The 19,586-nt window shown below is 64.5% G+C and carries 16 protein-coding genes and 1 riboswitch; of the genes, 12 read left to right on the forward strand and 4 right to left on the reverse strand.

What is annotated here, in order from left to right:
- The first annotated feature begins 1 nt into the window (after window position 1).
- The 6 genes from ACTJJN_RS07815 to ACTJJN_RS07840 all read left to right on the forward strand — a co-directional run bounded on the left by ACTJJN_RS07815 (window position 2) and on the right by ACTJJN_RS07840 (window position 7,013).
- Window positions 2–2,128, forward strand: coding sequence for a TonB-dependent receptor (locus ACTJJN_RS07815; RefSeq protein ID WP_440781182.1), 2,127 nt, complete (start codon window positions 2–4; stop codon window positions 2,126–2,128).
- A gap of 117 nt (window positions 2,129–2,245) precedes the next feature.
- A complete protein-coding gene (locus ACTJJN_RS07820) occupies window positions 2,246–3,412 on the forward strand; it encodes a DUF1624 domain-containing protein (RefSeq protein WP_161773415.1) in 1,167 nt (388 codons plus the stop codon).
- 28 nt (window positions 3,413–3,440) lie between these two features.
- Window positions 3,441–3,638: riboswitch (cobalamin riboswitch) on the forward strand.
- 111 nt (window positions 3,639–3,749) lie between these two features.
- Window positions 3,750–4,760, forward strand: coding sequence for an ABC transporter substrate-binding protein (locus ACTJJN_RS07825; RefSeq protein ID WP_014753772.1), 1,011 nt, complete (start codon window positions 3,750–3,752; stop codon window positions 4,758–4,760).
- Window positions 4,760–5,776 carry a FecCD family ABC transporter permease gene (locus ACTJJN_RS07830; RefSeq protein WP_003250493.1) on the forward strand — a complete coding sequence of 339 codons (1,017 nt, stop codon included), beginning with the start codon at window positions 4,760–4,762 and terminating at the stop codon, window positions 5,774–5,776. Before ACTJJN_RS07825 ends, ACTJJN_RS07830 begins: the two co-directional genes overlap by 1 nt.
- Complete coding sequence (locus ACTJJN_RS07835) at window positions 5,773–6,561, forward strand: ABC transporter ATP-binding protein (protein WP_054888682.1); 789 nt, start codon at window positions 5,773–5,775, stop codon at window positions 6,559–6,561. Before ACTJJN_RS07830 ends, ACTJJN_RS07835 begins: the two co-directional genes overlap by 4 nt.
- A gap of 17 nt (window positions 6,562–6,578) precedes the next feature.
- Window positions 6,579–7,013 carry a pseudoazurin gene (locus ACTJJN_RS07840; RefSeq protein WP_004573737.1) on the forward strand — a complete coding sequence of 145 codons (435 nt, stop codon included), beginning with the start codon at window positions 6,579–6,581 and terminating at the stop codon, window positions 7,011–7,013.
- Window positions 7,014–7,169: 156 nt separating this feature from the next.
- Here the strand turns inward: ACTJJN_RS07840 and ACTJJN_RS07845 are convergent, their stop codons facing one another.
- Window positions 7,170–7,667: a GNAT family N-acetyltransferase gene (locus ACTJJN_RS07845; protein WP_003250486.1), complete on the reverse strand. Its 498-nt coding sequence runs from the start codon at window positions 7,665–7,667 to the stop codon at window positions 7,170–7,172.
- A gap of 133 nt (window positions 7,668–7,800) precedes the next feature.
- Here ACTJJN_RS07845 and ACTJJN_RS07850 point away from each other — a divergent pair, with 133 nt between their 5' ends.
- The 4 genes from ACTJJN_RS07850 to ACTJJN_RS07865 all read left to right on the forward strand — a co-directional run bounded on the left by ACTJJN_RS07850 (window position 7,801) and on the right by ACTJJN_RS07865 (window position 12,364).
- Entirely contained in the window at window positions 7,801–8,280 is a 480-nt protein-coding gene (locus ACTJJN_RS07850; RefSeq protein ID WP_003250484.1) for a hypothetical protein, read from the forward strand.
- Between the two features lie 59 nt (window positions 8,281–8,339).
- Window positions 8,340–9,911, forward strand: a complete 1,572-nt coding sequence (locus tag ACTJJN_RS07855; RefSeq protein ID WP_014861791.1) for a sensor domain-containing diguanylate cyclase — start codon at window positions 8,340–8,342, stop codon at window positions 9,909–9,911.
- 158 nt (window positions 9,912–10,069) lie between these two features.
- A complete protein-coding gene (locus ACTJJN_RS07860) occupies window positions 10,070–10,846 on the forward strand; it encodes a ParA family protein (RefSeq protein ID WP_017147727.1) in 777 nt (258 codons plus the stop codon).
- A 180-nt stretch (window positions 10,847–11,026) separates the two neighbouring features.
- The gene (locus tag ACTJJN_RS07865; RefSeq protein ID WP_012052924.1) at window positions 11,027–12,364 is read left to right on the forward strand and encodes an MFS transporter; all 1,338 of its coding nucleotides are present in this window, start codon (window positions 11,027–11,029) and stop codon (window positions 12,362–12,364) included.
- 32 nt (window positions 12,365–12,396) lie between these two features.
- On the opposite strand, the gene ACTJJN_RS07870 is transcribed toward ACTJJN_RS07865, so the two are convergent.
- Genes ACTJJN_RS07870 through ACTJJN_RS07880 form a run of 3 tightly spaced genes read right to left on the reverse strand, consistent with a single transcriptional unit; the run spans window position 12,397 to window position 18,020 of the window.
- On the reverse strand, window positions 12,397–15,543 hold the full coding sequence (locus ACTJJN_RS07870; RefSeq protein ID WP_440781183.1) for a CusA/CzcA family heavy metal efflux RND transporter: 3,147 nt from the start codon (window positions 15,541–15,543) through the stop codon (window positions 12,397–12,399).
- Between the two features lie 16 nt (window positions 15,544–15,559).
- Entirely contained in the window at window positions 15,560–16,774 is a 1,215-nt protein-coding gene (locus ACTJJN_RS07875) for an efflux RND transporter periplasmic adaptor subunit (protein WP_014753779.1), read from the reverse strand.
- Window positions 16,767–18,020 carry a TolC family protein gene (locus ACTJJN_RS07880; protein WP_440781184.1) on the reverse strand — a complete coding sequence of 418 codons (1,254 nt, stop codon included), beginning with the start codon at window positions 18,018–18,020 and terminating at the stop codon, window positions 16,767–16,769. The genes ACTJJN_RS07875 and ACTJJN_RS07880 overlap by 8 nt, the downstream gene beginning before the upstream one ends.
- A 262-nt stretch (window positions 18,021–18,282) precedes the next feature.
- Between ACTJJN_RS07880 and aroQ the strand changes: the two genes are divergently transcribed.
- Both aroQ and ACTJJN_RS07890 read left to right on the forward strand, forming a co-directional pair.
- Complete coding sequence (aroQ, locus tag ACTJJN_RS07885) at window positions 18,283–18,732, forward strand: type II 3-dehydroquinate dehydratase (protein WP_003250469.1); 450 nt, start codon at window positions 18,283–18,285, stop codon at window positions 18,730–18,732.
- On the forward strand, window positions 18,729–19,577 hold the full coding sequence (locus ACTJJN_RS07890) for a shikimate dehydrogenase (protein WP_012052928.1): 849 nt from the start codon (window positions 18,729–18,731) through the stop codon (window positions 19,575–19,577). Before aroQ ends, ACTJJN_RS07890 begins: the two co-directional genes overlap by 4 nt.
- Window positions 19,578–19,586: the final 9 nt, after the last annotated feature.

A 19,586-nucleotide genomic window follows, 5' to 3' on the forward strand; every position in this document is an offset into this window, starting at 1 on the left:
CATGTCCCGTATGTTCAAACTTCACCCCCTGGCGGCCTGCCTGGCCGTTGCCCTGCCGGCGCTGGCTGATGACCGCGACCCGCAGCCTCTGGCCCTGCCTTCCACGGCCATCACCGACACCCAGGACAACCGCACCATCGACCTGGCCACGCCGACCCAGGCCGGCTCGCGCCTTGGCCTCAGCGCCCTGGAAACACCGGCCAGCACCAGCAGTATCAGCGAACGGCAGATTCAGCAGCGCAACAACATCACGGTGCAGGATGCAGTGACCCGCTCACCGGGCATTACTTTCGTCGGCTCCCCGGGGGACGGCGGTACAGGCCTGTCTGCCCGCGGCTTTGCCGGCCACAGCTCAGTGATGACCCTGTTCGACGGCGCGCGCCTGTACACCGGTGCCGGCACACAGACCTTCCCGGTCGACCCGTGGATGGTCGAACGCATCGAGGTGATTCGCGGCCCGGCCTCGGTACTGCATGGCGAAGGCGCCACCGGCGCAGTGATCAACGTGATCCCGAAAAAACCTTTTGCCGGCGAGGTGCGCAACCACCTGCGACTGGGTTACGGCTCGTGGGACCGCCAGCAGCTCGGCCTGGACAGCGGCGGCAGCCTCAGCGAGCGCCTGAGCTACCGCCTGACGCTGAACCAACAGGCCGGCAATGGCTGGGTCGACCGCACCGCTTCACGTAGCCTGGCCCTGAGCGCCGCGCTGCGTTTTGACGCCAGTGATGACCTCAGCTTCACACTGGCCCATGACCGCGGCGATGCACAACCTGCCAACTACTACGGTACCCCGCTGATCGACGGCCACTACCGCAGCAGCCTGCGCAAAAAGAATTACAACGTGCAGAACGACGTACAGCAGTACGTTGATGAATGGACCCGGTTCACGACCGACTGGGCGCTGAACGACCAGCTCAGCGCCAGCAACCAGCTGTACTACATCAAAAGCCGCCGCCACTGGCGCAACGCCGAGGACTACAGCTGGGACGCCGGGCGTCAGCAGTTGCTGCGCGGCAGCTACCTGGAAATCAAGCACAACCAGGAACAGTTCGGCGACCGTCAAACCTTCACCTTCGACCACACCCTGTTCGGCCTGGACAGCAAGACCGTGCTCGGTGCCGAATACAACAAGGTGCGATTCAACGTCGACAGCAATTCACCCTACAACGATGTCGGCGGCGACTACATCGACCCGTGGCAGCCGCAGCCCGGCGGGTTTCATAGCGCCTCGCCGTTGCGGCCGCAAACGCTTTCGACCACCCATACCTTTGCCCTGTTTGCCGAGAACCGCCTGCAATTGAGCGATCGCCTGTCTTTGGTTACCGGCGTGCGTCGCGACCAGAACCACATCGACCGCAACAACTTGATCAACGACAGCCGTAGCGATCGCAGCCTGCAAGGGGGCAACTGGCGCGTCGGGCTGGTGTACGCAATCAGCGACGACCTGTCGTTGTACGGCCAGTACTCAACCAGCGAGGATGGGGTCAACAACCTCATCAGCCTCAGCCCCGCGCAGATGAACTATGACCTGACCGAGGCGAAGCAGACCGAGGTCGGCCTCAAGCAGCGCTTTTGGGAGGGGCGCGGCGAATGGACGCTTGCCGCCTACCACATCGTCAAGAAAAAGCTGCTGGTGGACGACCCCATCACGCACGAGAAGCAACAAGCCGGGCAGCAGACCTCCGATGGCCTGGAAGCGACGCTGGAGCTGGCCCTGGCCCATCAGTGGCAGGTGTCGGCCAACGCATCGCTGGTACGTGCCAAGTACGACGACTTCGACGAAAGGGTCGGCGGCATGCCGCAGGACCGGGCAGGCAACCGGCCGGCCAACGTGCCACGGCGTACCGCCAACCTTTGGTTGAGCAAAGGCTTCGGCCAGCAGGTGGAGGCCGGCATTGGGGCGCGCTATGTGGATGAGCGTTATGCCGATACCGCCAATACCCAGAGCGCCCCCGGGTACACCGTGGTCGATGCCAACATCGCCTGGCAGGTGATGCCGGATGTGAAGGTGGGGTTGCAGTTGAACAACCTGTTCGATCGCGAGTATGTGCAGTCGGCGTTCAGCGGGCAGCAGTGGTTGATGGGGATACCGCGGTCGTACTTCGCGACAGTGGATTACAGCTTCTGATCTGGGTGGTTTGTGCCGCGAAGAGCCCGGCACAGGCCACACAAAAACCTCTATTCCCTTTTAGCGTCTTGTTATACGATAACGTTTCACATGAAATTCATTCCTATTAGACAACCCATGACAAGTGCCAGCGCCACGCCCACGCTGATCACCCAGCGCCTGCAGAGCATCGATGCCCTGCGCGGCCTGGTGATCCTGTTCATGCTCCTGGACCACGTCCGCGAGACTTTCCTCCTGCACCGCCAGGTCAGCGACCCCATGGCCATCGACACCACGGAACCGGCGCTTTTCTTCAGCCGCACCCTCGCCCACCTGTGTGCGCCTGTGTTCGTCCTGCTGACCGGCCTGTCGGCCTGGCTGTATGGCGAGAAGCATCAGGGCCGTGGCGACGTCTCCGCGTTCCTGTTCAAACGCGGGCTGTTCCTGGTGGTGCTGGAGTTCACCCTGGTCAACTTCGCCTGGACCTTCCAGTTGCCCCCGAGCGTGATCTACCTGCAAGTGATCTGGGCCATCGGCGTCAGCATGATCGCCCTGTCGCTGCTGGTGTGGCTGCCACGCGCCGCACTGCTCGCCCTGGGCGCCAGTATCGTCGCCGGCCACAACCTGCTCGACGGCCTGCACTTTGGCGTGGATTCAGCCCTGCATGTGCCGTGGGCAATCCTGCATGATCGCGGCTGGCTGGCGTTTTCCGAAAACCTGCACCTGCGCACGTCTTACCCGGTGCTGCCGTGGATCGGCGTCATCGCCTTGGGTTACGGCCTGGGGCCCTGGTTCGCCCGCGGCAGCGATGCCGGGCAACGCCAGCAACACCTGCTGGCGGCTGGCTTGCTCGCGCTGCTTGGCTTTGTCCTGCTGCGCATGTTCAACGGTTACGGTGAGGCACCGTGGAGCGGTTACCCAACCTTCACGCAAACCCTGATGAGCTTCTTCAACATCACCAAATACCCACCGTCGCTGCTGTTCCTGACCCTGACCCTGGGCTGCGGCCTGTTGTTGTTACGCGCGTTCGAACGGGCCGGCCAGGCGCGCTGGATCACTGCCCTGGCGGTGTTCGGTGCGGCACCGATGTTCTTCTACCTGCTGCACCTGTATGTGCTGAAGCTGCTGTACCTGGCCTGCGTGGCGCTGTTCGGGCTCAACCATGGCGACTACTTCGGTTTCAACGGTGTTGCAGCGATATGGCTGGGCGCAGTACTGCTGGCGGTTTCGCTGTACCTGCCGGTGCGCGGGTTCGCCCGACTGAAGCAGCGCCGCCGTGACATCCGTTGGCTGAAGTACTTCTGAAAAGCGTTTTCACCTGGCGACGCGATGGTCTACCATGCGGGCCGCCGGTTTCCACCACGGAACTAACAGGGAATCCCAGGCCTGCCAATACGGGCCAAACGGAACTGCCCCCGCAACTGTAGGTGCCGAGCCTGCTCCATCAATGCCACTGGGCCTGTCGCCCGGGAAGGCCGGAGCCGGGCCGTGACGCACCAGTCAGGAGACCTGCCGGCCTACATTCACCAACCGGCGGGGTGTCCGGGATTGGCCATCCGTGTTGCCCCGGCCACCCGCTGGGCCTCGGCGATGCCTGTCCGTGCGTTCCTCACCAGAACTGTCCGATAGGAGATCGCCCAGCATGCTGCCCCGTTTCGCCACCCTGCTCGCTGGCCTAGGCTTCACTGGCCTGGCCCAGGCCGCTGCCACCCACTATCCGCTGACGGTCGACAACTGCGGCAAGCCGCAGATTTTTGCCCAGGCGCCGCAGCGCGCCGTCACCATCGGCCAGGCCGGTACCGAGCTGCTCTATGCCCTGGGGCTGGGTGACAAGCTGGCGGGCACTTCGCTGTGGTTCAACAATGTATTGCCCGAATACCAGGCGGTGAACGCCAAGGTGCCGCGCCTGGCCGACAACGACCCCAGCTTCGAGGCGGTGGTCGGCAAGCGCCCGCAGCTGGTCGCGGCGCAGTTCGAATGGATGGTCGGTGCCCAGGGCGTGGTCGCCACCCGCGAGCAGTTCGATGAGCTGAAGATCCCCACCTACGTGCTGCCATCGGACTGCGAGGGCAAGGACAACCTGGTCGGTGCAGACGGCACCCGCCTGCAAGCGTTCCAGGTAGACAGTATCTACAAGAGCGTCAGCCAACTGGCCGAGATCTTCGACGTTCAGGACCGCGGCGCGGCCCTGAACGCCGAGTTGCAAGGGCGCCTCGACAGCGCCAGGGCACAACTGGCCGGCAAGGACCTGTCGGCAACTTCGGCGCTGTTCTGGTTCTCCAGCGCCGACCTAGACATCGACCCCTATGTGGCCGGCCGCCAAGGTGTCGCCGATTTCATGCTGCGCACCCTCGGTGTGCGCAACGTGGTCGAGTCCAGCGAAGAATGGCCAAGCGTAGGCTGGGAAACCCTGGCCAAGGCCAATCCGACCTGGCTGATCATCGCGCGCATGGACCGCCGCCGTTTCCCCGCCGACGACTACCAGAAAAAACTCGAATTCCTGCGCAGTGACCCGGTAACCCGCAACATGGACGCGGTGAAGCACGACCGCATCATTATCCTCGACGCTGACGCCATGCAGGCCGGCATCCGCCTGTTCCGCGGCATGCAGACGCTGTCCACGGCCTTCGCCAGCGGTAAAGCAGCCCCGTGATGAACCGCCTGTTACCCTGCATCGCGGTTGCCCTGGCCGCTCTGTTGGCCGCCCTGCTGGCCGGTACCGCCATTGGCGAAACCAACCTGTCGCCCAGCGTGGTTGGCCAGGTGCTGGCCAACCACCTGTGGCAAGCCGACTACCCGGTGGACCCGATCGACGCCGGCATCATCTGGAACTACCGCCTGACCCGCACCCTGGTCGCGGCCGCTTGCGGCGCCGGGCTGGCCACCTGCGGTGTCATCCTGCAGGCGATGTTGCGCAACCCACTGGCCGAGCCCTACCTGCTGGGGCTGTCTGCCGGCGCCTCGACCGGCGCAGTACTGGTCGGCCTGCTGGGGCTGGGTAGCCTGGCATTGAGCATGTCTGCAGGGGCCTTCATCGGCGCCGGGGCCGCATTCGCCCTGGTGCTGGTGCTGGCCCGCGCGGCCGGCCCCAGCAGCAACAATGCACAGGTCATCCTTGCCGGTATCGCCGGCTCGCAGCTGTTCAATGCACTGACCGCCTTCCTGATCACCAAGTCAGCAACCGCCGAGCAGGCGCGCGGCATCCTGTTCTGGCTGCTGGGCAACCTGAGCGGTGTACGCTGGCCTTCGGTGTGGCTGGCCGTACCGGTGGCTATTTTCGGCTTGCTGGTGTGCCTGTGGCATCGCCGTGCGCTGGATGCCTTTACCTTCGGTGCCGATTCGGCCGCCTCGCTGGGCATCCCGGTGCGGCGCACCCAGTTGCTGCTGATCAGTTGTGCAGCGCTGGTGACGGCTGTGATGGTGTCCATTGTCGGCGCCATCGGTTTTGTCGGGCTGGTTATACCCCATGCCCTGCGCCTTCTGCTCGGCCCCGGGCACAGCCGTCTGTTGCCCGCCAGCGCACTGGGCGGTGCGCTGTTTCTGATTGTGGCGGACATTCTTTCGCGCACGCTGATCACCGGCCAGGTGATCCCGGTGGGCGTGGTTACGGCGCTGATCGGTGCCCCCGTATTCGCGCTGATTCTGGTCAGCCGTCGGGGGCGCCCATGACAGCCATGACCGCTGTTCGCATCCCCCCGCTGGCCTGCCATGGGCTGGGGTTGCAACTGGCCGGCACTACCGTGCTCAGCGCTATCGATCTCAGCGTTGTCGCCGGTGAAACCCTGGGCATCGTCGGCCCCAACGGCTCGGGTAAGTCCTCGCTGTTGAAGTTGCTGGCAGGGCTGCGCAAACCCGCCTGCGGCAGCGTGCAGCTCCTGGGTGAGCCACTGGCACAGATGCCCCGCCGCCGTGTTGCCCAAGCGCTGGCACTGGTCGAGCAACAGGCCGACACACTCGATGCGATCAGCGTGTTCGACGCGGTTGCCTTGGGCCGCACGCCGTGGCTCTCGGCCCTGGCACCGTTCTCCCGGCAGGACTGCGCCATCGTCGAGCAAGCCCTGGCCGACCTCGACGCCCTGCACCTGCGCACGCGCCTGTGGGGGTCGCTGTCCGGTGGCGAGCGCCAGCGTGTGCACATCGCCCGTGCGCTGGCCCAACGGCCGCAGGTGCTGCTGCTGGACGAACCGACCAACCACCTGGACATTCAGCATCAGCTAAGCCTGCTGCAACAAGTGCAGGCGCTGCCGGTCACCACCCTGGTAGCGCTGCATGACCTCAACCAGGCGCTGACCTGCGACCGTGTTGCGGTTCTCGACAAGGGCCGTCTGGTCGCCCTCGGCAACCCCTTCGAAGTGCTTACCCCCGAGCGCCTGTTGAGCACCTTCGGCGTCCACGCCCACTACCTCACCGACCCTTTCGACGGCGCGCGCATCCTGCGCTTTCGCGCCCCCTGAACCTGGTAGCCTTGCCCATGCTGTTGCGCCCTGTCGCCCTGCTGCTCACCAGCACCCTGCTTGCCCCGACCGCACTGGCCGAAGTGCATGAAGTGAAAATGCTCAACCGTGGCAGCGACGGCGCCATGGTCTACGAGCCTGACCACTTGCGCATTGCCCCCGGCGACAGCGTGCGCTTCCTGCCGAGCCACAGCGGGCATAATGCCGCCAGCGTGGCGGGCCTGCTACCCACCGGTGCCGAGCCGTTCAAGAGCACGCTGAACCAGCCGTTCGAGCACACCTTCCGCGTGCCGGGCGTATACGGTATCCAGTGCATTCCGCACGTGGCCATGGGCATGGTCATGGTGATCCAGGTCGGTGATGCGCCTACCGCCGAATTGCCGGCCAGCTTGCCGGCGCGGGCCAAAGCCCGCTTTGCCGCACAGTTGCAAAAGCTCGAGGCCGGGCAGTAAGGCGGCTATTCGGGCCGCTCACACCCTGGCCGGCTCCGCCCCGTTGCACAGCAATGGCTTTACCGAGGATGGCAACTGGAACCTCATCAACCGCCGTGCGTTCGACCCAGTGACCCAGGGCGCGATCTTCATCGCCAATAGGCACGTTCCCACAGGTCAGCGTAATCGCAACTGCATGTGCGTGGTCTGCCACACCGGGTCCTGCTCCACATCCACCACCGTGAAGCCTTGCCGCTCCCAGAACGCAATGGCACCCGGCAGAAACGGATGAGTATGCAAGTAAAGGCAGTCCAAGCCCGCTTGCATCGCCCGTTCGCGCAAGGCACCAAACAAGGCAGCCGCCAGGCCATGCCTGCGGTAGGCCGGCAACACGAACAGCCGCACCACCTCGACTACCCGCTCTGCGCGGTAATCAAGCTGGGCAAAGCGATGGTCATAGGGCAAGTAACCGATCACCGCGACCAGCCGCCCACCCTCACGGGCTTCCAGAAAGCAGCCCGCACCGTCCAGGTAAGTGTCGGCGAAATGCGCCAGGTCACGCGGCAAGGGTGCGTTGGCGAGCATCGGGAAAAGCGCGCGCCGGGCGCTGTCGACAAACGCCAGCACTTCGGCAATGGCGTCACGCGCCACAGGTTGCAGGGTCCAGTTCGGCATCGGGCTATTGCCAGTGTGGTTGGGAGCGCACGGTTCTACCGCAGCGTGCCGCACAAGGCAAATCACAGGGCTCGTCGTGGCAAGGCGGACATCGGTATAATCAGCAGTCTTCACTGCCCGACCAGGCCACACCATGCCTCGCCTCCCGAAGTTGCTGTTACCCCTGTTGCTGGCTGCTGCATTCACCGCCTGCGACCAGAAACCCTCCCGTGAAGATCAGATCCTCAGCCAGCTGCCGCTGCAGGACGCCTACACGCACAACATCGAGCGCATGTCCGCGCTGCTGGGTCGCACTCACCCGCAGCTGTCGCAAGCGACCATCCAGGACGTACTGCGCAAGCACCTCACCGTCGAGGACCAGCGCCGGGACTTGTTCCGCCTGTACAGCGAAAAGAACTTCAGCGACGCCGAATTCGCCACCATCGTCGCCGCCACCCAGGACCCCGCCAAAGCTCGCGCCCTGGAAGACACCGAAGCCGGCAAACGCTTGAGCGAAAAACTCACCGCCCTGATGCGCGAAACCGCCCGCGATGTGAACGTGCAAGCCTTGGTGGAGCAGCGTATGCAAGAGGTGGAAGATGAGCTTGATGCGCTGGACAAAGCAGGCTCTTGACCGCTGCCCGGCAAGGTAACTTCCGTTCAGCCGCCCTTTACGATCACCCGAGGTCAGGATTGACACACACCAAGCATGGATTGCGCCTGGATCTACGTACACTCATCCTGGTGCTCTGCGCCCTTACCGCAGTGGTCATGCTGTGCGCCAGCTATTTCGCCAGCTACCGGGTGCAGCGCCAGCTATTGATCGACAATGCCCTGGAAGCCAACCGGGTGTATGCGACGAAACTGGCCAGCATCACCGAAACCTTCATTGGCAACGCCTTGCAGCAACTGATGTTCAGCGCCGGCGTGCAAAGCCGGCAGTTGAGCGACACCACAGCGCTGCAGTTGGAAACCGACCGCGTACTGGGCCAGAGCATGGCCTTCAACTCCACCTTCGTGATCGATGCCAACGGTGTACTGCTGGCAGTATCCCCCGCCCCGCTACGCCACCTGCTCGGCACCCACGTGCAGTCGCCCGGTGCTCTGGAAGCCCTGCGCGAACGCCGTCCACTGGTTTCCACGCCCTACCTGTCGGCGGCCGACAACCTGGTGGTAGCCTTATCGCAACCCATTTTCGACAGCAACGGCAACTACCTGGGGTATGTGGGTGGCAGCCTGTACCTGCGTGAACGCAACATCCTCAACAGCCTGCTGGGCGAGCATTTCTACAAGGACGGTTCGTACCTGTATGTGGTCGACCGCAACCGACGCCTGCTGTACCACCCCCATAGCGAGCGGGTAGGGACGGTGGTGGAGGGCAATGCGCTGGTCGACCAGTTGGCGACACTGGACAGCGGTACCCGGCAACTGACCAATAGCCTGGGCGTGGAAATGCTCGCCGGCTTCGCCACCGTCCCCAGCGCCGGCTGGGGCGTGGTAGCGCAGCAGCCCTTGGTGCAGACGGTGGCGCCGTTGCACCATCTGGTGCTGAACGTGATCGCCAGTTCGGCGCCCTTGGCGCTGGTTGGCAGCCTGCTGCTGTGGTGGCTGGCCCGTACCATCGCCCGACCGCTCTGGAAGCTTGCCGCCGGTGCCCGCACGATGGACCGCGCCGCTACCGCCGAGCACTTGCATCAGGTGCGGGCCTGGTACTTCGAGGCGGCAGAGCTCAAGCGCGCGTTGCTGTTCAGCCTGAACTTGCTGCAAGAGCGTATCGGCCGGCTCAATCGGGACGCCCAGACCGATCCGCTGACCGGCCTGGGCAACCGCCGCAGCCTGGAAATCAGCCTGTCGTTACTGGAGGCTGAAAACCGGGAGTTTGCAGCCATTGCGCTGGATATCGACCACTTCAAGCGGATAAATGACAGCCATGGACACGAAGTGGGCGACCAGGTGCTGCGCCAGCTGGCGGAGCTCATGCGCCGTTGTTGCCGCGAGGGCGACCTGCTGTGTCGCACCGGTGGCGAGGAGTTCCTGATATTGCTGCCTGGGGCCACCCTGAACGTGGCGGCCGCGGTGGCCGAACGGTTGCGTGTGACCGTACAGGATATGCCGGTGGAACCGGTGGGGGCAGTGACGATTTCGCTGGGGGTGACGCACTGGGATGGCGAGACTCACGGCGAGCCCATGAACGCATTGGGCGAGGCTGACCGGGCGCTTTACCGGGCCAAGCAGGAGGGGCGCAACCGGGTCGCTTTTGCCTGAACGTCTTGAGTTGTCTGCAGGGGGCGGGCTTGCCCGTGAAATGCCGTTACAGGCAACGATGAATCGGTGGCTTGTAACAATTCCTGTCATAAAACTGCAGTGTTTCAGTCATAGGATTGACCCCGACCTGACATTTTTACTTCATGGATGAGCGTCTCATGCGTCGTGTGGTTTTCAATCAGAAAGGTGGCGTCGGCAAATCCAGCATTGCCTGCAACCTCGCCGCAGCCAGTGCCGCCGAGGGCTACCGGACCTTGCTGGTCGACCTCGACCCGCAGGCCAATGCCACCTTCTACCTCACCGGGCTGGTCAACGACACCATTCCTGCCGGCATCGCCGACTTCTTCCGCCAGACCTTGTCGCCGGTTACCGCCGCCGGCAAGAAGCACCGCGTGGCCATCACCGAAACCCGCTACCGCAACCTGCACCTGGTCACCGCCAGCCCTGACCTCAGCGACCTGCAAAGCAAGCTGGAGAGCAAGTTCAAGATCAACAAGCTGCGCAAGTTGCTGGTGACGCTGGGCGAGGACTATGAGCGGATCTACATCGACACCCCACCCGCGCTGAACTTCTACACCTTCAGCGCGCTGGTGGCGGCCGAGCGTCTGTTGATTCCGTTCGACTGCGACAGTTTCTCGCGCCAGGCCCTGCACAGTGTCATGGCCGAGGTCGAAGAACTGCGCCAGGACCACAACCCCGCGCTGGTGGTGGAAGGTGTGGTGGTCAATCAGTTCGCCGGGCGCACGGCGCTGCACCAGACCTTGGTCGATCAACTGCGCAACGAAGGCATGCCGGTATTGCCGGTGTACCTGAGCAGTTCGATCAAGATGCGCGAATCGCACCACGCCTCGGTGCCATTGGTGCATTTGGCGCCGCGGCATAAACTGGCCCTGGCATTCATCGATTTGCTGGATGTGCTTGAGCGTGCGGCCTGACAGGCCGTTGGGGGTACTCCGGCTGTAACATGCTGCACCGGTCGAATCAGGTATACCGAGGTCGCCCTCGACAAAGCGCGTTGCAGCGCTCGGCTATCTACTGGCAAGCACAATAACGATGGCGCGGCCCGACTGCGCCACTTTCAACATGGCTGCCAAAGGAAACCGGAGAGCACCCGCATGTCCGCATATCATGAGGTATCCCCCGCCACCCTGCGCAGGGTGATTGCCGCTTCGGCCATCGGCAATTTCGTCGAATGGTTCGACTTCGCCGTGTACGGCTTTCTCGCCACGCTGATCGCCAGCCAGTTTTTCGCCAGCGAAGACGCCAGCGTAGCCTTGCTCAAAACCTTCGCGGTGTTCGCCGTGGCCTTCGCCCTGCGTCCCTTGGGCGGCATCGTCTTCGGCGCCCTGGGCGACCGCCTGGGACGCAAGCGCATCCTGTCGCTGACCATCTTGCTGATGGCCGGCTCCACCACGTTGATCGGCCTGCTGCCGACCTACGCCAGTATCGGCCTGGCAGCCCCGGCGCTGCTGACCCTGGCCCGCTGCCTGCAGGGTTTTTCTGCCGGTGGCGAATATGCCGGGGCCTGCGCCTACCTGATGGAGCACGCGCCTGACAACAAGCGCGCCTTTTATGGCAGCTTCGTGCCTGTGTCGACCTTTTCCGCCTTTGCCTGTGCGGCGGTGATCGCGTATGGCCTGGAAGCCAGCCTGTCGACCGAGGCGATGAATGCCTGGGGTTGGCGCATTCCGTTCCTGATTGCAGCACCGCTGGGCCTGGTCGGCCTGTACCTGCGCTGGCGCATGGAAGAAACCCCGGCGTTCCGCGAAGCCGTCGCCCAGGGCAAGGAGCACGAGCATTCACCGCTGAAGGAAACCCTGCGCCACCATGGCCGGGTCATTCGCAACCTGGGGGCGTTCATTTCGCTGACCGCATTGTCGTTCTACATGTTCACCACCTACTTCGCCACCTACCTGCAACTGGTCGGCAACCTGACCCGCGCGCAGTCACTGCTGGTAACCACCGTGGCCCTGCTGTTCGCTGCGGTCGGCTGCCCGCTGGCCGGGGCATTTTCTGACCGGGTGGGGCGGCGCAAGACCATCGGCTTTACCTGCCTGTGGGTGATGCTGTGCGTGTTCCCGGCGTACTGGCTGGCCAGCTCTGGCTCGATGTCGGGTGCGCTGCTGGGGGTGATCCTGCTCGCGGTGGGGGCATTGTGCAGCGGCGTGGTTACCGCAGCCTTGCTCTCGGAAAGCTTCCCTACCCGTACCCGCTACACCGCTTCGGCAATTACCTACAACGTGGCCTACACGCTATTTGGCGGCACAGCGCCGCTGGTGGCAACCTGGCTCATCGGGCAGACCGGCAGCAGCCTGGCACCGGCGTTCTACCTGGTGGTGATTGCGCTGGTGGCGTTGGTGGGCGGGTTGGCGTTGCCGGAAACGTCGCGGATTTCTTTGCATGACGACCTGGGTGTGGACGGTGTACGGGCTGGTGCCCGAAGGGCCGTTTGAGGTTGTTGGGGCTGCCTTGCAGCCCCACGTACTCAGCCTTCCTGCTGCTCATCCCGCCGATACGCCCACTGATACAACGCCGGCAACACCAGCAACGTCAGCGCGGTAGAAGACAAGATCCCACCAATCACCACCGTCGCCAGTGGCCGCTGCACCTCTGCCCCGGTCCCGGTGGCCAAGGCCATCGGTATGAACCCCAGCGAGGCCACCAGCGCCGTCATCAGTACTGGCCGCAAGCGGGTCAGCGCCCCCTCCTCGACCGCCGCCCGCAGCGTGCGCCCTTCCTCGCGCAGCCCGCGGATAAAGGCAATCATCACCAGCCCGTTCAACACTGCCACTCCCGACAATGCAATGAACCCGACGCCGGCAGAAATAGACAGCGGAATATCACGCACCCACAGCGCCAGCACCCCGCCGGTCAGGGCAAAGGGGATGCCGGTGAACACCAGCAGGCCATCCCTGAGGTTGTTGAACATCATCAGCAACAGCGCCATGACCAGCAGCAAGGCCACCGGCACCACCACCTGCAGGCGCTCGGCTGCCGACTGCAACTGTTCGAACTGCCCTCCCCAACGCGTCCAGTAACCCGGTGGTACCTGCACCTGGTCGATCAGGGCCTGCTCAGCCTCTTGCACAAACGAGCCCAGGTCGCGTCCACGCACGTTGGCACTGACCACCACCACGCGCTTGCCATCCTCGCGGCTCACCTGATTCGGGCCCAGTTGCAGGTTCAGCGTGGCGACCTGCGACAGCGGGATGAAACCGATTTGCCCGGCCCCCTCAGCGGCACTGGCCGGAACCGGAATCAGCAGGCTGGCCAGCCCGTCGACATCGGTACGCAAGGTCTCCGACAGGCGCACGACCATGTCGAAGCGGCGGTCGCCTTCATACAGCGTACCGGCGGTGCGGCCGCCCACGGCAATGGCGATGGCATCCTGCACATCGCCCACATTCAGGCCATGACGTGCGACCTTGTCACGGTCGATGTCGATGGTCAGTACCGGCAGGCCCGTCGTCTGCTCCACCTTCACCTCGGACGCGCCCGACACCCCTTGCAGGCTGGCAGCGATCTGTGCGGCAGTGCGGTTGAGCACCTCCATGTCGTCACCGAACAGCTTCACCGCCACATCACTGCGCACCCCGGAAATCAGCTCGTTGAACCGCAGCTGAATCGGCTGCGACAGCTCGTAGTTGCTGCCCGGCACACTGGCAGCGGCGCGTTGCACCTGGGCGATCAGCTCATCCCGCGGTTTGCCCGGGTCAACCCATTGTTCGCGCGGGCGCAGCATCACGTAGGCATCGGAAATGTTCGGCGGCATCGGGTCGGAGGCAATCTCGGCAGTGCCGGTGCGGGCAAACACCCGCTCCACCTCCGGCACCTGAGCGATGATCGCCTGCTCCAGGCGCTGTTGCATGTCCACCGACTGCGACAGGCTGGTGCCCGGCACGCGCAGGGCCTGCAGGGCGAAGTCACCCTCGCTGAGGCTGGGGATGAACTCGCTGCCCATGCGGCTGGCCATCACGCCCGACAACAGCACCAGGGCGGCGGCGGCGGCACTTGCCAGTTTGCGCCGGCCCAGCACCCAGGCCAGCACCGGGGCATAGCGCTGCCGTGCCGTACGCATCACCAGGCCTTCCTCTTCCTTGACCTTGCCGGTGACGAACAGGGCAATGGCTGCCGGAACGAACGTGACCGAAAGGATCATCGCGCCCAACAGGGCCATGACCACGGTAAAGGCCATAGGGTGGAACATCTTGCCCTCGACCCCGGTCAGGGCAAAGATCGGCAGGTACACCACCATGATGATCAACTGCCCATAGATCAGCGGCCGGCGTGCTTCGCGGGCAGCGGCAAACACCTCATGGAACCGTTCGCCGCGGGTCAGCATGCGACCGTGGCGCTGCTGGGCATGGGCCAGGCGACGGATGGCGTTTTCCACGATCACCACCGCGCCGTCGACGATGATGCCGAAGTCCAGCGCGCCCAGGCTCATCAGGTTGGCACTGACCTTGTTGCTGAACATGCCAGTAAAGGTGAACAGCATCGAAAGCGGGATAACCATGGCCGTGATCAGCGCAGCGCGAATGTTGCCGAGGAACAGGAACAGCACGGCAATCACCAGGATCGCACCTTCGATCAGGTTCTTCTTCACCGTGGCGATGGCTTTCTCCACCAGGTTGGTGCGGTCGTACACCGTCACGGCGACTACGCCCTTGGGCAGGTTGCGATTGATCTCGACCAATTTTGCAGCGACCGCCTGCGACACCGTGCGGCTGTTCTCGCCAATCAGCATGAACACCGTGCCCAGCACCACTTCCCGACCGTTTTCGGTGGCTGCCCCCGAGCGCAGCTCTTCGCCAAGGCCAACCTGGGCGACATGGCTGACGCGGATCGGCGTGCCGTCGACGCTGGAGATAACGATGTTGGCAATGTCTTCGGCCGAGGCCACCTGGCCCGGCGCGCGAATCAGCAACTGCTCGCCATTGCGCTCGATATAGCCAGCGCCAATGTTGGCGTTATTGCGCTCCAGCGCTGCAATCAGGTCGTTGAGGGTGAGCTTGTAGGCCGCCAGGCGCTTGGGCTCTGGTGCAATCAGGTATTGCTTGGCATGGCCGCCGATGCTGTTGACCTCGGCCACACCCGGTACATTGCGCAGCTGCGGCTTGATGATCCAGTCCTGAATCACCCGCAGGTCAGTTGGGGTGTAAGGTGTACCGTCTTCCTTGAGCGCCCCCTCCTGGGCTTCCACCGTCCACAGGAAAATTTCCCCCAGCCCGGTGGAGATCGGCCCCATGCCCGCCTCGATGCCCTCAGGCAATTGCTCGCGGGCCACCTGCAGGCGCTCGTTGACCAGTTGGCGGGCGAAGAAGATATCGGTGCCATCATCGAAAATGACCGTGACTTGCGACAGGCCCGAGCGCGACAGCGAGCGGGTCTGCTTGAGCCCTGGCAGGCCAGCCATCGCGGTCTCGATGGCAAAGGTGATGCGCTGCTCGGTCTCCAGCGGCGAATAGCCGGGGGCGGCGGTGTTGATCTGCACCTGGACGTTAGTGATGTCCGGCACAGCATCGATTGGCAGTTTCTGGTAGCTGTGGATACCCACCGCGGCCATCAGGACCACGGCCAGCATCACCACCAGGCGCTGCTCGATGGCAAATTGAATCAGGCGTTCGAACATGCAGGTGTCCCCGTGATCAGTGGCTGTGCTCGGCCGAGCCCTTGCCCAGTTCCGACTTGAGGACAAAGCTGCCGGCGGCCGCAACCTGAGTACCGGCGGCCAGGCCGCTGGTGATTTCCACCTGGCCAGCATCGCGACGGCCAGTCTTCACCGGGCGCGCCTCGAAGCCTTCCTCCGTGCGGGCGAACACCACGGTCTGCGCCTCCCAGGTTTGCAGGGCGCTTTCCGGCACCGCCACGGCGGCATCGAAGCGGTCGACGCTGACAGCCACATTGACGAACAGCCCGGGGCGCCAGGCGCCATTGGGGTTGGCCAGTGTGGCACGCACAGTGGCGGCACGGTTCTGCTCGCCGAGCAGGCTGCCGACGTAGTTGACCTTGCCCAGAACCTGGGCGCCCAGGTCCGGCGCACTGACCGTGACTTCACGGCCGGTCACCACCTTGCCCAGGTCACGAGGGGCCACGGCGAAGGTGGCCCACACCCGGCTCAGGTCGGACAGGGTGAACGCGTTGCTGGTCTCGTCGACCACCTCGCCCACGGTCAGGTGCTTCTCCACGACGACCGCATCGAAGGGGGCGCGCAGTTCATAGCGGTTGCCGGCACCGGCCGGCCCCACCGCTGCGACCTTCTGCCGAGCATTGGCCAGGGCGATCTCGGCCTCCTGCAACGCCTGACGTGCCTGCAGGTAATCCTGCTCGGCGCTGATTCGCTCCTGCCACAGCTGTTGTTCCCGTTGAAAGGTCAACCGCGCCAGTTCCAGGCGACGTTGAGCGGCCTGCTGCTCACTGCGCAGGTCGGAGATCTGCTGGCTGGCAATCACCGCCAGTACCTGGCCGCGCTTGACCGCCTGGCCCAGCTCGGCTTGCACCGCTTCGACCACACCCGGCACGCGGGGTACCACATGTGCGGTGCGGTCCTCGTCAAAGCGGATCTCACCCGGGAAGCTGATGGCGGTGCCCAGCTCACGGGGGCCTGCGGCAGCCAGTTGTATGCCAGCCGATTCGATCTGCGCGATAGACAGGTGCAGCTGGCCTTCTTCTTCGCCGTGCTCCTTCTCTGCAGGGCCTTCGGCGGCCTGCGCTGCAGCATGGCCGTGGCTGTCTTCACCATGGTCGTCATGGGGGGCTTGAGCCTTGGACGCCTGGCCGAGGTTGCCGGTCCAGGCCAGGCCCGCGAGGCCAAGCGCAGCAATGGCGGCAGCCAGAAGGGCTAGCTTGCGTGGGTTAGTCATTGTTGCTCCTGCTATTGGATTTGTTGCTCACGCCATCGAGATCGCCGTAGATCCGCTCCACTTGTGCACGCGCGTCGGTCGCCGAGGCCAGCGCCTCGAGGTACAGCCCGCGAGCCTCGATCAGCGTGCGCTGGGCGTCGAGTACATCGAGGAAAGCGAACTTGCCCATTTCAAAACCGCGGGTGGCGGTGTCCACGGCCTGCTGCGCAGCAGGCAGGATGGTGCGGTCATAGGCTTCAACGTCCTGCATCGCCGTCTCCCACTGGCTGATGGCACTACGGGTTTCACTGCGCAGACGCAGCGCCACGGCATTGCGCAGGTCGCGCGCCTGATCGGCGCGGCGCGCAGCTGCCAGAACATTGCCCTGGTTGCGGTCGAACAGCGGCAACGGCATGGACAGGCCAACCACGTTCACTCGCTCCCGGTCTTCGCGGCTGTACTGGCTGCCAAGGCTGACGGTGAGGTTGGGGATACGCTGGGCTTTTTCCGCCCCCAGGGAGGCGTCGCCGCGCTCGACCTGGGCAGCGGCCAGGCGCCATTCGGCAGTCTTTTCGACCTGGTCAAGCAAGGTGTCGGCACCCGGCGCGATGCCTGGCGAAAGGTTGGCTGCCTGCAACCGGTCGAAGCTTGCCAGCGGGCTGCCCGTCAACCGGGCCAAGGCCTGGTAGGCCACGCTGCGCTGGGTTTTCGCGCGGCGCACTTCGGCCTGGGCCTGGGCCAGTTGCACCTGGGCACGGGTGGCCTCCACCGGGGATGACTGGCCTGCCGTAACCCGCCCTTGCACCACCCGCAGACCGCGTTCAGTCAACGCCTGCGACTGCTGAGCCAACTCCAGCGCGGTCTGTGCACGCAAGGCAGCGTGGAAAGCCTGCACCACATCGGCCCGCAGGGCGTTGCGCTGGCGCTCCAGGTCAAGCTGGGCAATGGCCTGGCCGGCACCCGCCACGGCGAGACGCGCGCCGCGCTTCCCGCCCAGTTCCAGCGGCTGGCTGAGGGTGACAGTGGTGGTGCTGGTGTCGCGGCGGGTGTCCTCGACCTCCCAGGCCAGCTCCGGGTTGGGGAGCAGCCCGGCCTGGCGCCGTTCGCCATCGGCAATGCCAATTTCACGGCCGGCTGCAGCCAGCTCCGGGTTCTGGGCGAAAGCGGCGGTAAGCGCCTGGGGCAGGCTCAGCACCTGGCTGGCCTGGGCGCCGGTGGCACTGGCCAGCAGCAGACAGAGCAAGGCGATCTTGCGGGGGATGGGCACGAAACAGTCCTCTGGGCGAAGCATTGGCGAGGGACTGTAGAAAGGGCTGGTTATCGGGGCGGTGGCGGCAAGATTACAATTTTGTAATGACGCCCTGCAGTTCGTTGCAGGGGCAGCTTTGCACGGCTGGGTACAGGGCATTCAACGCCCAATAAGTTCGATAATCGCCCACTTTCCCGGTGCGACGATCTTGGCCAATTGACGGAACTAACCAGTCAGTACAAAACTACGTGCATTCAACAACAACAAAGCGATGCCCGTCATGAAGCCCCTTATTCTCGTGCTCAACGGCCCCAACCTGAACATGCTGGGCACCCGCGAGCCTGCCCAGTACGGCCACGAAACCCTCGCTGACCTGGCTCAGGGATGTGCCGACACTGCCCACGCCCACGGCCTGGAAATCGAATTCCGCCAGACCAACCACGAAGGTGAACTGATCGACTGGATCCACGCCGCCCGTGGCCGCTGCGCCGGCATCGTGATCAACCCCGGCGCCTGGACGCACACCTCGGTCGCCATCCGCGATGCCCTGGTGGCCAGCGAACTGCCGGTGATCGAGGTGCACCTGTCCAATGTGCACAAACGCGAGCCGTTCCGTCACTTGTCGTTCGTATCGTCCATCGCCGTCGGTGTCATCTGCGGCCTGGGCAGCCACGGCTACCGCATGGCGCTGAGCCACTTCGCCGAGCTGTTGCAGGAGCGTGCGGCATGAGCCAGCAAGCCATCCTCGCCGGCCTGATCGGCCGCGGCATCCAACTGTCACGTACGCCGGCCCTGCACGAACACGAAGGCGACGCCCAGGCCCTGCGCTACCTGTACCGGCTGATCGACGCCGACCAGCTGCAACTGGACGACAGCGCCCTGCCCGGCCTGCTCGAAGCCGCGCAACATACCGGTTTCACCGGGCTGAACATTACGTACCCGTTCAAGCAGGCGATCCTGCCGTTGCTCGACGAACTGTCCGACGAGGCCCGCGGTATCGGCGCGGTAAATACCGTGGTGCTCAAGGACGGCAAGCGCGTCGGCCACAACACCGATTGCCTGGGCTTTGCCGAAGGCTTGCGCCGTGGCCTGCCCGACGTTGCACGGCGCCAGGTGGTGCAGATGGGTGCCGGTGGCGCTGGCTCGGCCGTGGCCCATGCCCTGCTGGGTGAAGGGGTAGAGCGGCTGGTGCTGTTCGAAGTGGATGCGACCCGTGCGCAGGCGCTGGTGGACAACCTGAACACCCATTTCGGCGCGGAGCGCGCCGTGCTTGGCACCGACCTGGCCACAGCACTGGCCGAAGCGGACGGGCTGGTCAACACCACGCCGGTGGGCATGGCCAAGCTACCGGGCACGCCACTGCCGGTGGCGTTGCTGCATCCCCGCCTGTGGGTGGCAGAGATCATCTACTTCCCGCTGGAGACCGAACTGCTGCGCGCGGCCCGGGCACTGGGCTGCCGCACACTGGATGGCAGCTACATGGCGGTGTTCCAGGCGGTGAAGGCATTCGAGCTGTTCAGCGGGCGGCAGGCGGATGCGGCGCGAATGCAGGCACACTTTGCCAGTTTCACCTGATAGAAAAGT

It is taken from the genome of Pseudomonas sp. 22515 (assembly GCF_052044625.1).
GTDB lineage: Bacteria > Pseudomonadota > Gammaproteobacteria > Pseudomonadales > Pseudomonadaceae > Aquipseudomonas > Aquipseudomonas alloputida.

Excerpts from the sequence above, each read along its gene's own strand:
- ACTJJN_RS07815 (WP_440781182.1), top strand. The coding sequence starts at position 2 with ATGTCCCGTATGTTCAAACTTCACCCCCTGGCGGCCTGCCTGGCCGTT.
- ACTJJN_RS07820 (WP_161773415.1), top strand. The coding sequence starts at position 2,246 with ATGACAAGTGCCAGCGCCACGCCCACGCTGATCACCCAGCGCCTGCAG.
- ACTJJN_RS07825 (WP_014753772.1), top strand. The coding sequence starts at position 3,750 with ATGCTGCCCCGTTTCGCCACCCTGCTCGCTGGCCTAGGCTTCACTGGC.
- ACTJJN_RS07830 (WP_003250493.1), top strand. The coding sequence starts at position 4,760 with ATGAACCGCCTGTTACCCTGCATCGCGGTTGCCCTGGCCGCTCTGTTG.
- ACTJJN_RS07835 (WP_054888682.1), top strand. The coding sequence starts at position 5,773 with ATGACAGCCATGACCGCTGTTCGCATCCCCCCGCTGGCCTGCCATGGG.
- ACTJJN_RS07840 (WP_004573737.1), top strand. The coding sequence starts at position 6,579 with ATGCTGTTGCGCCCTGTCGCCCTGCTGCTCACCAGCACCCTGCTTGCC.
- ACTJJN_RS07845 (WP_003250486.1), bottom strand. The coding sequence starts at position 7,667 with ATGCCGAACTGGACCCTGCAACCTGTGGCGCGTGACGCCATTGCCGAA.
- ACTJJN_RS07850 (WP_003250484.1), top strand. The coding sequence starts at position 7,801 with ATGCCTCGCCTCCCGAAGTTGCTGTTACCCCTGTTGCTGGCTGCTGCA.
- ACTJJN_RS07860 (WP_017147727.1), top strand. The coding sequence starts at position 10,070 with ATGCGTCGTGTGGTTTTCAATCAGAAAGGTGGCGTCGGCAAATCCAGC.
- ACTJJN_RS07865 (WP_012052924.1), top strand. The coding sequence starts at position 11,027 with ATGTCCGCATATCATGAGGTATCCCCCGCCACCCTGCGCAGGGTGATT.
- ACTJJN_RS07870 (WP_440781183.1), bottom strand. The coding sequence starts at position 15,543 with ATGTTCGAACGCCTGATTCAATTTGCCATCGAGCAGCGCCTGGTGGTG.
- ACTJJN_RS07875 (WP_014753779.1), bottom strand. The coding sequence starts at position 16,774 with ATGACTAACCCACGCAAGCTAGCCCTTCTGGCTGCCGCCATTGCTGCG.
- aroQ (WP_003250469.1), top strand. The coding sequence starts at position 18,283 with ATGAAGCCCCTTATTCTCGTGCTCAACGGCCCCAACCTGAACATGCTG.
- ACTJJN_RS07890 (WP_012052928.1), top strand. The coding sequence starts at position 18,729 with ATGAGCCAGCAAGCCATCCTCGCCGGCCTGATCGGCCGCGGCATCCAA.